We start from the raw sequence: 14,044 nt of genomic DNA on the forward strand, positions 1-14,044 counted from the left end.
GGTTACGCGCAAGAAAGCGCGCGCCCGATAAGACGGCATCGATTGCGGGTTTTTCCTTCTGCATCGATTGCGTCCATCAACCAGACACCATCCGTTTTCCGGGTCAACATCAAGAAGCCGAAAACGCTGTTGCTGACTACTTTACTTGCCAGGCTGCCAGCAACTTCAACGTTGGTAGCAATGTCAGTGGGCATAGGATCAAGCTGCGTTCCTCCATTACCGCTTATCCCCTGCACTGGCCCGTCCAGTAAATCGATCGCCTGAAAGGCGTGGATATGGCCTGACAAAACAAGGTTGACTGATTCTGGAATGACCCCGCTGAACGCCTCCCGCTGTGTGTCGTCACCATCAATCAGCTCTCCAAACGCTTGCATATTCACCCAAAGTGGTCTGTGCGTGAGAAACCAAGCTTCACCTCTGGTTTTTCCAAACACGTCTCTGGCCATTCGTCCGTAGACGTTTACCAGCTTGGTGCTGCTTTGCGGTGCCGGGCCGGCGGAGGAATCAAACGAAATCAGATCAAGACCATCAACGGAAGCGATCCACGGCAGGGTTACAGCGGGACAACTCGAGGGAACGGGCCCGACTTCGAAATACCGGAACCATCCTTTGTCGCCGCGTCCACAATTTTCGTGATTGCCCCTCAAGAAGACAAACGGGACTCGCCCGAGCAAACCGTCCGCCGGGTCCAGCCAATCCGCGGACCAGGATTCGAAAGTGTCACCAAATGGAGATCCGCCGCATTTTTCTGCGTCCGGGCATTCCGATGCCCGATACAGGTAGTCGCCAACATGGATAACCAGATCCGGCGATCTGGATGCGATCTCCTCGAGGATGGATTTCAACGGCCAAGTGGTTGTATCATTGCAATTCTGTACTCTGGTGCCGCGAATTCGGCACCCGGTATCCCCGATCACGGCAATCCGTTGCACGCTTGGATTGAGGGTTGGCAGCGGGCTTCCTCCGAGCATTAACTTCGGAGCCAGTTTTGGCGCTCGGTATTCGCAAACCAGATGAGGAAACTGGACCTGTGGCTTCGCTCGTTTTTTCATCGCAACGGCCTGACCATCGATTTGCAATAAAGGGCATTCAGGCGCGGCAGAGATTGCTCTTACAATGATTTCATCGTCGGGTCCAAGTTGGACCCAATGATGCAACACATCAGCTTTGGAAGACAAAACCGTGATACACAGTGAAACCCATGCCGCGAAAACGAGTGAAGTGGTTCTGGTCAATATGCCGGCCCCTCTTTCTGCAATATGCCCAGACTACTTTACATTGCGCAAACACTGAATGGCGCGTTTCTCGCAGTCATAGATCGGGGCTACAGTTGCGCAATTGGTCGAAATTCTCGGGTGGCAAGTTTACCAAGGCGGTAACACTGTAACCCTTCACACTATCCGCAGCAGCCATCGCCTAGCTGTATTGGAGGACATGGTACCGTTGCATAGGAACAGTAGACACAACAGTCGCCTTCCAACGGCTTCAAGACTGTTCTGCATGATTTGCATTCATAGAACCACTGGCAGGCATCCGTAGGCATTTCTTCGGTTTCGCTGTGCCCACAGTTTGGGCAAGTCAGCGTGCTTTCAATCACAACAGTTTGTTTTGTCATTGTCTCACATCTGCATAATCAGAAAATCGTTGATACGAGCCTCATAGAACACGACGACCCAAGCCAAGCCGGTCATCGCGGTCGTTCCCAAAAGCCACCATCTCAACTTCTCTAGGGATCTGTGTTGGTAAGATACCATCCAAGATACCGCGATGAGCGCGGTCGATATCGCCAACACATGGTAGCTAGCCGCTGCTATCTTCCCAAAGATTGCCAGCCAACTGCCGCCCAGTCCTAGAAGCATCATTGTCATGGGCATTACGCAGCAGGTCGCGACGCCAAGCGCGGACAGAGATCCTATGTAACTGAGGCTAAGGTATTTCTGCATTTTTGTTCCTGACGCCTTTTTGTGCGGAATTGTCTAAGCGGCGATTACTGGTATAACCTCTGTAGTGACTACAGGATCAAGACGGAAAATCTCACATGTTTGCGATTGGGGAAGCATCCCGTCAAAGCGGTGTCGGCATTGAAACGATCCGCTACTACGAACGCGAAGGGATCGTGCCTAATATCAAGGCCGGTTTAAAACAAAGTTCGGTACTATCCCTGCCTTCATGATCGCTGCTTCAACATCATGCCCTGCGAAGAAACCGAATCCAGAGATGAGCGCGGAAGCTATGCCTGCATTTCGTGCACCTAGAATGTCGGTGTGCAGGCTGTCGCCAACCATCAGAACCCGGGACTTGTTGATGTGCCCCAGGCGGCTGAATGCAAGATCATAGATGTTGGCGAAAGGTTTTCCAAAGAACTGAGGGGTGACGCCTGTCCGGTCTGCTAGCCGGTGCGCGTAAAGACCGGGTTCTTTGGAGAAACCGTACTCGCGCGGAGCGACAATGTCAGGATTACCCACCAATACCGGGCGGGGACGCTCCAGCAAAGCGGCCTCTAACATGGCTTGTCGCGTTTCATTCCAAACAGCTGACCCAATCATCAAAAATCCGTCGACGGTTTCGTAGGGCTTCGGGTCATCCTCCAGGTAGGATAGATTCAACTCCTCCAGATCGCGAAGGCCGGCACTTGGAGTTGCCATCAATCCCCAATGTAACTCATTTTGGCCATTTAGCTCAGACAACAACGTGGCCCGACTGGTGATCACGTCTTGTGGCGCGAAGTTGTAGCCAAGCCCATAGTATTTCTCGATAAGAGTTGTGTGGGGAAACCCTGCAGCATTCGATACGACCAGAACACGTTTGCCGGCGGCTGTCAGCGACCTGACCCGATCTGGTGTACCTGGGATTGCCGTATCACCAATATTGAGAACCCCGAAGGCATCGAGGAGGAACACGTCAAACTCGTGAGCGATATCCTCCAGCGTGTCCGCCTGATGATAGCTCACTTCAGTAGATCTGGGTTGCGGAAGGCGATGTCTTACAGCCTCGTAGGCCTCAAAAGCCTCTTGCGCAGAGAAACCAGTCAAATGATGGCCCCTCTTACTTTCGCCGAAACCCATTCGCTTATCATAACCGCGACCAGAATTACAATCAGGATCAGACTAACTTGGGGCCAAGCCAGAACATTTAGCGAAGCTGAAAGTTGCAACCCTATCCCCCCGGCACCAACCAGCCCCAAGACAGTGGATTCGCGGATGTTGATATCCCAACGGAAGACAGCAATGCCTGCGAAAGCTGGTAGGATTTGCGGAACGATCCCGTATGCCATGACCTGCCAGCGCGACGCACCGGTTGCCGTGATCGCCTCGACCTGCGTGCGATCGATTTCTTCTATGGCTTCATAAAGAAGCTTTGCGCAAAACCCTATTGAACGGATGGCGATTGCTACAACACCGGCAAAGACGCCAGGTCCAATAATTGCAATCAAAAGCAGCGCCCAGATTAGCGAGTTGATTGAGCGGGTTGAGACAATGACCAGCAGCGCTACGGGCCGTATGAACAGGGCCGACGGTGTGGTGTTGCGGGCTGCAAGAAAGGCTACCGGCACAGCCAGGCACAAGGCAATGATTGTACCCAGTGTAGCTATGTTCAAGGTGTCCCAAATCGGGCGGCCCAGCTGAGTGATGTAGTCCCATTTCGGAGGCGTTGCACGGGTCCAGATATCGTTGGCAATGCGGGGTGCGTCCCAAACGAAAAACCACGTCGTCGACTCCGAGATGAGCTGCCAGCAATAGACGAAGATCGCTACCCCCAACAGCCAACCGAACCATCGAACCAAACTCTGACCGGTCGTCCGCCGGCGCCAGATTTGCGTATCGTCGCGTTCAAGTACCGGCATTACTGAACCCTCGCCCGGATAACTCCCGAAAGGTATTCAAGAGCCATGACGATCCCGATGATAAGGGTCAGAATGGCCGCAGCCGTGTCGTATTCATAGCGATCAAACGCAGTGTTCAGTGTCGCACCAATACCGCCAGCGCCCACGAGACCCAGAATTGCGCTTTCTCGGAAATTTATGTCGATCCGGTACATAGAAAGCCCTACAAGTCGCGGCATCACCTGAGGCTGAACTCCATAATTGATCCATTGCGGCCAACGTGCGCCGGAGGCCTTGATCGCCTCGGCCTGAACCTTGTCCATCGCCTCGATATCTTCGGCCAAGAGTTTTGAGAGAAACCCAATGGTCGCGAAAGAGAGTGTTAGAAACCCTGCCAGCGGACCAAAGCCGAAGATAGCCACTAGCAAAATCGCCACGATAATCTCTTGCAACGCCCTACTTATCGCGACAATGCCCCGGCAAATCATGTAGATTGGCAAGGGGGCAATATTGCGTGCGGCCCCCAGACCAATTGGGATCGAAATCACGATACCCACGACCGACGCAGCCACGGTCATAATGATACTCTCGAGCAGACCGCTCCAAATGTCTGACCACCGCGAAACGAAGTCCGGGCTGGTAAATGCAAGCACAAACGCCCAACCCCTGTCCAACCCTTCATAGACGCGGCCCCAATCAACTTCGATGGTCATGAAAGCCGCTATCAGATAGGCGAAAAACCCAAGAAACAATGCCCACCGGAGCAGTGGGTTTTTGACAAAGGCAGGCTTACGCCAGCCCTTTCCCAACATGTCGTCCAATTCTTGATGGCTCATTCTGCAGCCTCGACATCTTCATCTTCGTCCACTTTTTCGATTGTCGCTTCCCAGTCTTCCTCCCCATAAATTTCGGTCAGCTTCTCGGGGGTGAGGCCTGTCGGAAGGCCATCATATACAATTTCGCCAAAGCGGAGACCGACGACGCGAGGAACAAACATTTGGGCGAGTGCCACGTCATGGATATTGATGATCGCCGCCAATCCGCGCTCCTGACACAGCTCAGTGATTAGCCGCATTATCTGACGGCTGGTCTTTGGGTCCAGCGACGCAGTTGGCTCATCAACCAGCAACAGTTTCGGGTTTTGAATCAAGGCGCGGCAAATACCAACCCTTTGGCGTTGACCACCCGACAGTTCATCTGCCCGTTTATCCGCCATGTGTAACAGGCCAACCCGATCAAGCAATCGGAAGGCCTCATCTACATCTGGCTGGGGATACCGCCGCAGAAAGCTGCGCCAGAACCCGACGTAACCCAACCTGCCGGACAACACGTTTTCCATTACCGTCAGGCGTTCGACCAGGGCATATTCCTGAAAGATCATACCCATTTCACGACGTGCTTTCCGCAGCGCACCTGAGCCGAGCTTGGTCAGGTCCACGTCATCCAGAAGGACGCCGCCGCTTGTGGGTTCAACCAAGCGGTTTATGCAACGGATCATGGTCGATTTGCCCGCGCCCGAGGGCCCAATCAACGCAAGAACCTGTCCCTTAGGCACCTCAAGATCAATAGCTTTCAAAGCCTGATCCCCGGTCTTGTATGTTTTCGTCAGCTTTTGAAGACGCAGCATGAATTGCCCCAGATTAGGGTGGACAGCGGGCCCGTTGAGGCCCGCCTGATTATTGGAGTATCACTGACAGGCGTAGGAAACGCCATTTGCTGCATCAATCTTGCGAATGACGTCCCAGAATTCCTGGTAGGTCATTTCAAGAAATTGGCCTTCGTTCGACTTTGAAAACTCAGCCTCAAGTGTCGTGCCCTCCCAGTCGAAGCTGAAGAAAGCATTGCGGATTTTCTCCTGCAACTCGGGTGTCAGATTGTAAACAGTGCCAAATCCAGTTGTTGGGAAAGTCTGCGATTTGTAGATCGTGATGACGTCATCTTCGTTGATCACATCGCGCGAAATCATTCGCGATTTTACCGAGTTCGCAATTGAAGCCGCTAAGTAGTCTTTGTTGGCAACACCTAGGATCGAGTTGTCATGCTTGCCCGAATAGACAGGCTCAAAATCGCGTTCGGGCAGAAGATCAAAGTCGCTTTTCAGGATCGCGGAAGGCGCCTTGAATCCCGAGTTCGATGTAGGGGATGTAAAAGCCAGTTGCTTTCCCTTGATGTCTTCAACCTTTTCGATACCCGAATCCGGATAGGTGATGATTTCCATCTCGTAACCAAAATTACCGTCCTTCGAAGCCATTATTGTGAATGGACGGAACCCTGCGCAGTTTACCGCAAGTGGGTTGGAGCCGGTGTTGAATCCCGCAATATGCAGGCGCCCTGAGCGCATCGCCTCGATCTGGGCTGCGTTGTTCTGGACTGGGAAAAAGACAACTTCCTTGCCCGTTTCTGCTTTCAAATGGTCGAGAAAGTCTGACCACGCAGTTTTGTATACGGCCGGGTCTTCAACCGGCGTGTAAGCAAAGATCAAGGTGTCTGGATCTATTTGCTCGGAAGGGTCTGTAGGGATATCCGCGATCAAATCCCCGTCGGCATCACAAAAACGCTCGTCCAAGTCACCGCGTGGACAATCCTGCGCCGACGCTATTCCACTCATCGACATGAGTGCGATTGCAGATGCCCCAAGCAATAGTTTGATATCGATCTTCATGTTTTCCTCCCAGTCATGTGCGGTGCTTTTTGTCCGCTGTTAATCAATCATTTTATGTCTACCCGGCGACAAGAACGTCGACCTCGGCGCCCTCAATAGCGTTACGCAATTCTCCTGTTGGTTTTTTGTCGGTGACTATGGAAGCCAAGTCGTTAAGGTCTCCTACTTGAGACAAGCCTTTCCGGCCGAATTTCCCGGAATCAACCAGAAGGTGCCGTTTCTCGGCACGCGTCAGCATCACCGTTTTTACTGCCGCAAAGCCCCGCACTGTTTCTGAAGGACCTTCTGTCGACAACCCAGAGGCACCGATCATGCACCTGTCGACGTTGAAACGGGAAAGAAATTCCAGCGTCTCGGTTCCGATAGTTGCAGACTCAGTTGCCAAATATTCCCCTGGGCATAACAGGACTTGTGCAGCCCCATGGCCAAGGGTCATAGCTACGGGAATGGAATTGGTAATTACCGTGCAAGGCGTTCCAATATAAGCCAGTGCACGTGCCATTTCGATTGTGGTCGAGCCGGAATCAATCATGACCGTTTCACCGCTCTGGATCAGTTCTGCAGCAATGGCACCTATCCGTTCGCGTTCCTCAACCTGAGCGTTTGTTCGTTCATCCAAACCCGGATAGTGCCCTTGCGCAGCGGCTGATGCCCCCCCGTGTGCCCGGGCTATCAACCCGTCGTTCGACAGAGCATCGAAATCTCTACGTACCGTTTCGTTGGAGACGTTGAACCGCTGTGCCAGTTCGGTGATGCGAACGTGCGGGCGCAACTTCAGCTCCAACAATATCTGTTGGCGCCGGTCGGACTTCTTTACCCGGCTCTGGTTCTTTTCAGACATTTTGCCGCGCGTTTTTGTTTTGGACATCCGACGACCCGACTAGGCTTCGCAACCTACTTTTGTGGGCTTTCGGTCATATTGCAATATTTTTTGTTGCATAACCCTCAGAAAGTTGTGAGAATTCGAGCGAACACAAGTAATTCGAAGCGCAAAGCGAAGATGCACAGGTTGATCAAATTCAGAATACGAGCCAAGGCAAAGCGTTAACCGGCCAACCTGCCATTCAGACAGCTTCCTTTTGGTTTTTGATCGTTTGGCATTGAGGGGTGGCATGGGCGACAGCGAAACGGCAGATCAGATTGCGGCGCTTCCGATGCGCTGGGATAAGACTGGCAAGTTGCGCGTTCTTATGGTCACTTCGCGGGATACCGGTCGGTGGGTTATCCCAAAAGGATGGCCAATGGACGGCAAAAAACCTTGGCATGCCGCAGAAATAGAAGCTCAAGAAGAAGCAGGCGCAGTCGGTACCATATCGCAACGGCCAATCGGTCATTTTTTCTATGATAAACGATACGAGGGGCGAAGCAGCGTTCGCTGCCGCGTTACCCTTTATCCTCTGGTCGTCGAAAAGTTGAAGCGACGCTGGAAGGAAGAAGGTGAACGAACGCGCCATTGGTTCTCACCGGCAAAGGCCGCAAAGTTAGTTCAAGAAAGAGACCTGTCAGATTTGCTGCATAATCTAACGGACGATCCAGAAGTCAAAATTGTTATAAAGAAACTTCGAAATGCTGCATGAGGAAGGGCATGAAAGAACCGGGAAACCCGGACGTACTAAGCTCAAAGGGAGGAAAAAATGAGGAAATTGACATCCACTGCGGTTGGATCGGTGATTGCTCTGGCTGCGTCACTGTCGGCGGCACAGGCCGATAAGCTGACACTCTATTGTTCGGCGCAAGAAGATTGGTGCCAGCTCATGGCGCGAAGCTTTGAAGATGCGACTGGCATCGACGTCAATATGACCCGGAAATCCTCAGGCGAAACCTTTGCACAAATCCGAGCCGAAAGTTCGAACCCGAAGGGTGACGTTTGGTGGGGTGGCACGGGTGACCCGCATTTGCAGGCCGCCGAAGAAGGCCTGACGATGGAATACATGTCGCCAATGCGCGACCAGCTTCATGATTGGGCGATATCTCAGGCGGAAAGCGCCGGCAACAAGACGATCGGTATTTACTCGGGTGCGCTTGGGTATGGCTACAATGCCGACCTTGTCACCGCAAACAACCTGCCCGAACCCGCCTGCTGGAAAGACTTGCTGAAGCCCGAGTACAAGGGCCATGTTCAAATGGCGAACCCGAACTCGTCCGGCACGGCTTATACGACGCTGGCCTCAATGGTGCAGATCTTCGGCGAGGATGAAGGCTTTGAGTTCATGAAAGGCCTGCATTCGAACATCAATCAGTACACCAAGTCTGGTTCAGCACCCATCAAGGCCGCCGGTCGTGGCGAGAATACCATTGGTATTGTCTTCATGCATGATGCTGTGAAACAGGCCGTTTCGGGGTTCCCGATCAAAGTTGTCGCACCATGCGAAGGCACCGGGTATGAAATTGGCTCAATGTCAATCATAGACGGAGCTCGCAACGAGGAAGAGGCGAAAAAGTTCTACGATTGGGCCCTCTCGCCCGAAGCTCAGAACCTTGCTCTTCAAGTCAACGCCTTTCAGGTGCCATCAAACAAGGGCGCGGAAACTTCGGACAGTGCGCCTGACATGAGCCAGATCAAGCTGATTGACTACGATTTCAAAAAGTATGGCTCCTCAGACGAACGGAAGCGTCTATTGCAGAAATGGGACGAAGAGGTTTCGACTCTGCCGCAATAAATGACTGACCAGAACTCAAAAACGACCCATCCGGTCCTGATCTTCTGGATCATCGCCGGGTGGGTCGGATTCTGCCTGTTGCCCTGGTACATGGTCGACGGCGGCCTGTGGTCGTTCGAGTGGCTTTTGGACGGCTACCCTTTCAATGAGGATTATGCCCCCGCTGCGTTTCTGATTGGGCAGGGTGAAAAACTCTGGCTGGCGCCGCTCTTGATCGCTCTGGCGCTGCCGCTTTTGGTGTTGAAACGCACCAAATCTGATCCACTTTATGCCCGCGTTCTGATCCTGTCCGGCGCGCTCGGTTTCGGCTGGTTGATTGCCCAAGGGTTCAGCATCGGCATAAGAGGATTCAATTTCGATTGGCTGGAAGCGTTGTTTGGCGACCTTGGCGATCGTCAGTTCGGTATGGGCTACGGCGCAATGATATGTGCCTCGAGCTTTCTGTTCCTGCTCACTCAGGGGATCGCAGCAAGAGGTGCCATTAACGGTGACGTCTTTGTTGTGAGCGCCATCGGCGGCGTGATTACAATTGTTACCGCGTTTGTCTTTTTCCCAATTGCCAAAATGCTTTTCGCCGCCTTTATCACCGAAGATGGTGCGTATTCCATTGCGGTATTCTTCTCGAAGTTTTTCGATGATCGACTGTGGGGTCTGGGGTGTTTTCAGGGTGCGCGTTGTGGCGCGGCCTGGAATTCACTGTTCCTTGCCATCCTAGTTGGCGTCATCACCACCGCCCTAGGTCTTTGCTTTGCACTGGTCGTGACGCGTTCAGGCTTTCGTTACAAGCGTGCGCTGCGAGCTCTGACCGTTCTGCCAATAATCACCCCGCCGTTCGTGATCGGCCTGGCGCTAATCCTGCTTTTTGGCCTGTCCGGGTCTGTCACCCGGTTCGTTGCTGAACTATTCGGCACGCAACCGACACGGTGGCTTTACGGAATGCCGGGCATCCTGATTGCGCAGACACTTGCGTTCACACCAATTGCGTTCCTCGTACTGATCGGCGTGGTTGAAGGCGTCTCTCCTTCGATGGAGGAAGCTGCCCAGACCCTCCGGGCCAGCAGATGGCAGACCTTCAAGACCGTATCCTTACCCCTGATGCGCCCTGGTCTGGCTAATGCGTTTCTTCTGGGCTTCATTGAAAGCATGGCCGATTTTGGCAACCCGCTTGTATTGGGCGGCAATTTCGACGTGCTTTCGACCGAAATATTCTTTGCTATCGTCGGCGCTCAATACGATCAAGGTCGGGCGGCAGTTCTAGCCATGGTTCTGCTGTTCTTTACACTTTCAGCCTTTTACGCGCAGCGTGTCTGGTTGGGAAAAAAGAGCTATACAACTGTTACCGGCAAAGGCGATGCAGGGGTTCACCCGCTTATGCCAACCGGCCTTTCGGTTCCAGTGCTGCTCATTGCTTTGGGCTGGGCGCTGTTTACCATAATTGTATACGCGATGATCATCTACGGCAGTGTAGTCGAGTTATGGGGCGTTGATAACTCGCTGACGATCAAACACTACATCACTGCATTCTCGGTTCGCTTCGAAGAAGAGGGTATTCGCTGGACCGGGGCGGCTTGGGACAGTTTCTGGACCACCATAACCATTGCGGCCGTTGCAGCACCATTGACTGCGGCCGTTGGATTGGTGACAGCCTATCTGCTGACCCGGCAGAGTTTTGCAGGCAAGAACGCATTTGAGTTCGGCACCATGCTGTCGTTCGCAATTCCCGGAACAGTGATCGGCGTCAGCTACATCCTTGCCTTCAACGTTCCGCCAATCGAAATAACTGGGACTGGCGTTATCCTGGTTGTCAGCTTCATCTTCCGCAATATGCCGGTTGGTGTTCGCGCGGGCATCGCGAGCATGTCGCAACTTGACCGCAGCCTGGATGAATCCTCGCTGACTCTTGGTGCAAACTCTTGGCAGACTTTTCGAAACGTCATCTTACCGCTGCTGCGCCCCGCGATACTTGCCGCGCTTGTTTACAGCTTTGTCCGTGCCATGACGGCGATCTCGGCAGTCATCTTTCTGGTTAGCGCTGAGTATGACATGGCAACCAGCTATATTATCGGTCGGGTCGAGAATAACGATTATGGCCTTGCTATCGCCTATTCGACAACGCTGATTTTCGTAATGCTCGCGGCAGTCGGCTTATTACAACTTCTCGTCGGTCGGGTCCAAATTGGTCGACGTACGCAGCACGGAACGGAGAGATCGCCATGACCGACACCAAAATCGGTTCCAAGGCCGCGCCGGTATGCTTTGAGAACGTGTCGAAAGTGTTCGGCAAGGATGTCGTCGCCGTCGACAGCATCAATCTTCAAGTAGACGCAGGAAAACTCGTCACGTTGCTTGGTCCGTCAGGCTGCGGAAAAACAACTACGTTGCGCATGATTGCCGGGTTGGAGATGGCAAGCTCAGGCAAAATCCTGATTGGTGACCGAGACGTGACCAAACTGCCGGCCACCGACCGCGATGTTTCCATGGTGTTTCAATCATACGCATTGTTCCCTCATATGAGCGTGTTGGAAAACGTGATGTATGGCCTCACATTCTCGGGCTTTGCAAAGGATGAAGCCCGCGGCCGCGCTATGTATGGATTGGAACTGGTCGGTCTTCAGGGGTTCGGCAACCGTCTTCCCTCTGAACTGTCAGGGGGCCAACAACAACGTGTTGCCGTCGCCCGCGCGCTGGTTCTTGAGCCTCAGGTTCTGCTGTTCGACGAGCCGCTGTCCAATCTCGATGCCAAGCTTCGCCGTCAGGTGCGAGAGGATATTCGGGCAATCCAGCAAGATCTTGGTTTGACGGTTGTTTACGTGACCCATGATCAGGAGGAGGCACTGGCGGTCTCGGACGAAATTGTCGTCATGCGAAACGCAGCGATCGCCCAAATGGGCACTCCACGCCAGCTTTACGATGCCCCGGACGACCGATTTGTTGCCGATTTCATAGGTGAGGCAAACCTTTTGGATTGCCAAATCGTCGATATCAGTGGCGACGTAGCAACGATAGAAATAGAAGGCTACCGCCACACGCTGCCACGTCGCGGTTTGTCCGAAGGAAACGCAACGATTGCAGTGCGACCCTCACGTCTGGTGATCGGCTCAGACCAAGGCATACCAGCCAAGGTGGCGAAGGCGACCTATGTTGGCGTTCGGATGGAATATACGCTGATTGGTGCATTCGGTCAGGTATTTGCCGTACACGATGACGTCGATGCGCCGCTTGATCCCGGCACCGAAATCAGAATGGGTTTTGCTGACAAAGGACCCGTTCTTCTGCCGGATTAAATGCCGAAACTCATTATCATCACTCACCCCGAGGTCTCTATCGATCCGACCGTCCCGATAACTGAGTGGGGCTTGAATGCTGTGGGCCGTAAGCGCGCTACTGAATTTGCATCCAGTGGAATCTTGTCCAACGTCACTCAGATATGGACCAGCGACGAGCGGTAGGCCCGCGAAACAGGCGAGATTCTTGCTGCACCACGAAAGCTGTCAGTGAAATGCAACTTGGATCTTGGTGAGAATGACCGCAGCGCAACCGGTTACTTGCCGCTGAAAGATTTCGAAGCCGCGGCCGATGCTTTCTTTGCTCAGCCGGAAAGTAGCTATCGCGGTTGGGAACCAGCGATCGAAGCACAGATACGCATTCTTCGGACAGTCACTAAGATTATCCGGTCGCATAATGCCGGGGATCTTGCAATTGTAACGCACGGAGCAGTGGGCACATTGCTTTGGTGCGCACTCTCGAATTGTTCGATAGACCGCAAGCACGACCAACCCTCACAAGGCCATTTCTGGCAGGCAGATTTAGTTACGCTCAAGCCTGATTCATGTTGGGTCTCTTTGACGTAGGAGCTAAGCGTTCCAAGCGTTCTCTGCGATCTCACGCAACGTCTCGAACACATCTGGTGTCCCCACGATCACGCGCCCGCCGTCTCGGATCATCTCATCGGCGTCCTGATCCTCGACAACGCCACCCGCTTCCGAGACCAGCAATTGCCCAGCAAGACAATCCCATGCATTCATGTGCTCCTCCACGTAACCCAACAGGCGCCCGGCAGCGACGTAAGCCAATGAAAGCGCTCCGCTGGCGTTTCTGTGAAACATCGCCCCGTGCTCGATCAGATCCTCGATAACAGGTAAGACATGATGGCTCTCAATCCGGTTCGAGTATCCCACAGCCACTGTTCCATCTTGCAACGGCACTCCTAGCGCGACGCTTATCGGTGATCCGTTAAGTGTCGCAGTTTCTCCGCGAGTTGCGACAAAAGTTTCATCCACGTTTGGATCGTGGATCACACCAATTTCCGTTTGGCCCTCAGTGACACCAGCCAGAACAATGGTCCATGCAGGAATACCGTTCACGAAATTCGTGGTCCCATCAATCGGATCAATAACCCAGTCAAAGCCACTCTCTCCCGCTGCCGCGCCATGCTCTTCACCGTATACGCCATCGTTGGGCCACGCCTCCGCGACCCTTTGACGAATGAAAGTCTCGACGTTCTTGTCCGCCTCGCTCACCCAGTCCTGAGCGCCTTTTTGATCAACTATAAGATTGACCCGATCTGCAAAGAACTTTTTGGCAAGTAGCCCAGCCTCCTCGCAGACTTCGGTGGCAAAGTCTCTGCGTTCTGAAAGTCGAGGCATAGGTGCTCCTTTTTCGGTGGGAGAGTTTCCCAACAACACTGTAGGCCAAGCGAAGACTAGGCAACCACATAGTCTTCTCGCTTGCTTCAGGTGCCAATATTGGCTCCATAAACCTTGAGTTACTAGAGTCTACAATCTTCTCCGCGATGAATCTCCCGATCGATAGTTCTCTAATTTCTGTTTGGATTGGATGTAGAACCGACTTGCGTTAGCGCAGCTAAGATCCTGAGACACCCACCCTTTGAATGTCGGC

General features: G+C 53.2%; 15 protein-coding genes and 1 pseudogene. 6 read left to right on the forward strand and 10 right to left on the reverse strand.

Annotated features, from left to right (window positions below; translation table 11 throughout):
- Positions 1-2 precede the first annotated feature (2 nt).
- From AC2FJC_RS20595 to AC2FJC_RS20605, 3 genes are all read right to left on the reverse strand, one after another.
- Positions 3-1,235, reverse strand: coding sequence for a metallophosphoesterase (locus AC2FJC_RS20595; protein ID WP_496741231.1), 1,233 nt, complete (start codon positions 1,233-1,235; stop codon positions 3-5).
- A gap of 161 nt (positions 1,236-1,396) precedes the next feature.
- Positions 1,397-1,615, reverse strand: a complete 219-nt coding sequence (locus AC2FJC_RS20600) for a GDCCVxC domain-containing (seleno)protein (RefSeq protein WP_496741233.1) — start codon at positions 1,613-1,615, stop codon at positions 1,397-1,399.
- A gap of 4 nt (positions 1,616-1,619) precedes the next feature.
- A complete protein-coding gene (locus AC2FJC_RS20605) occupies positions 1,620-1,943 on the reverse strand; it encodes a hypothetical protein (protein ID WP_496741234.1) in 324 nt (107 codons plus the stop codon).
- Positions 1,944-2,038: 95 nt separating this feature from the next.
- On the opposite strand from AC2FJC_RS20605, the gene AC2FJC_RS20610 reads away from it, so the two are divergent.
- A complete protein-coding gene (locus AC2FJC_RS20610; RefSeq protein WP_496741236.1) occupies positions 2,039-2,173 on the forward strand; it encodes a MerR family DNA-binding transcriptional regulator in 135 nt (44 codons plus the stop codon).
- On the opposite strand, the gene AC2FJC_RS20615 is transcribed toward AC2FJC_RS20610, so the two are convergent.
- From AC2FJC_RS20615 to AC2FJC_RS20640, 6 genes are read right to left on the reverse strand one after another with little or no spacing between them, the layout of a single operon-like run.
- Entirely contained in the window at positions 2,127-3,065 is a 939-nt protein-coding gene (locus AC2FJC_RS20615) for an HAD-IIA family hydrolase (RefSeq protein WP_496741238.1), read from the reverse strand. The genes AC2FJC_RS20610 and AC2FJC_RS20615 overlap by 47 nt on opposite strands.
- A complete protein-coding gene (gene phnE / locus AC2FJC_RS20620; RefSeq protein WP_496741240.1) occupies positions 3,029-3,844 on the reverse strand; it encodes a phosphonate ABC transporter, permease protein PhnE in 816 nt (271 codons plus the stop codon). The genes AC2FJC_RS20615 and phnE (AC2FJC_RS20620) overlap by 37 nt, the downstream gene beginning before the upstream one ends.
- Positions 3,844-4,659, reverse strand: coding sequence for a phosphonate ABC transporter, permease protein PhnE (phnE, locus tag AC2FJC_RS20625; protein WP_496741242.1), 816 nt, complete (start codon positions 4,657-4,659; stop codon positions 3,844-3,846). Before phnE (AC2FJC_RS20625) ends, phnE (AC2FJC_RS20620) begins: the two co-directional genes overlap by 1 nt.
- Positions 4,656-5,450: a phosphonate ABC transporter ATP-binding protein gene (gene phnC / locus AC2FJC_RS20630; protein ID WP_170560047.1), complete on the reverse strand. Its 795-nt coding sequence runs from the start codon at positions 5,448-5,450 to the stop codon at positions 4,656-4,658. The genes phnE (AC2FJC_RS20625) and phnC overlap by 4 nt, the downstream gene beginning before the upstream one ends.
- A 60-nt stretch (positions 5,451-5,510) precedes the next feature.
- On the reverse strand, positions 5,511-6,485 hold the full coding sequence (gene phnD, locus AC2FJC_RS20635; RefSeq protein ID WP_496741244.1) for a phosphate/phosphite/phosphonate ABC transporter substrate-binding protein: 975 nt from the start codon (positions 6,483-6,485) through the stop codon (positions 5,511-5,513).
- 58 nt (positions 6,486-6,543) lie between these two features.
- The gene (locus AC2FJC_RS20640) at positions 6,544-7,326 is read right to left on the reverse strand and encodes a DeoR/GlpR family DNA-binding transcription regulator (protein WP_496741246.1); all 783 of its coding nucleotides are present in this window, start codon (positions 7,324-7,326) and stop codon (positions 6,544-6,546) included.
- Positions 7,327-7,597: 271 nt separating this feature from the next.
- Here AC2FJC_RS20640 and AC2FJC_RS20645 point away from each other — a divergent pair, with 271 nt between their 5' ends.
- The 5 genes and pseudogenes from AC2FJC_RS20645 to AC2FJC_RS20665 all read left to right on the forward strand — a co-directional run.
- Entirely contained in the window at positions 7,598-8,062 is a 465-nt protein-coding gene (locus AC2FJC_RS20645) for an NUDIX hydrolase (RefSeq protein ID WP_496741248.1), read from the forward strand.
- Between the two features lie 57 nt (positions 8,063-8,119).
- Positions 8,120-9,145: an ABC transporter substrate-binding protein gene (locus AC2FJC_RS20650; RefSeq protein ID WP_496741250.1), complete on the forward strand. Its 1,026-nt coding sequence runs from the start codon at positions 8,120-8,122 to the stop codon at positions 9,143-9,145.
- Positions 9,146-11,362: an ABC transporter permease gene (locus tag AC2FJC_RS20655; RefSeq protein WP_496741252.1), complete on the forward strand. Its 2,217-nt coding sequence runs from the start codon at positions 9,146-9,148 to the stop codon at positions 11,360-11,362. It abuts the gene before it with no gap.
- Positions 11,359-12,429: an ABC transporter ATP-binding protein gene (locus AC2FJC_RS20660; protein WP_496741254.1), complete on the forward strand. Its 1,071-nt coding sequence runs from the start codon at positions 11,359-11,361 to the stop codon at positions 12,427-12,429. The genes AC2FJC_RS20655 and AC2FJC_RS20660 overlap by 4 nt, the downstream gene beginning before the upstream one ends.
- A 177-nt stretch (positions 12,430-12,606) precedes the next feature.
- Positions 12,607-12,996, forward strand: a pseudogene (locus AC2FJC_RS20665) (histidine phosphatase family protein); the annotation flags it as partial.
- 3 nt (positions 12,997-12,999) lie between these two features.
- Here the strand turns inward: AC2FJC_RS20665 and AC2FJC_RS20670 are convergent.
- Positions 13,000-13,791 (reverse strand): inositol monophosphatase family protein, encoded by a 792-nt coding sequence (locus AC2FJC_RS20670; protein ID WP_496741256.1) that lies wholly within the window; start codon positions 13,789-13,791, stop codon positions 13,000-13,002.
- Positions 13,792-14,044: the final 253 nt, after the last annotated feature.

It is taken from the genome of Ruegeria sp. CDSB117 (assembly GCF_059611005.1).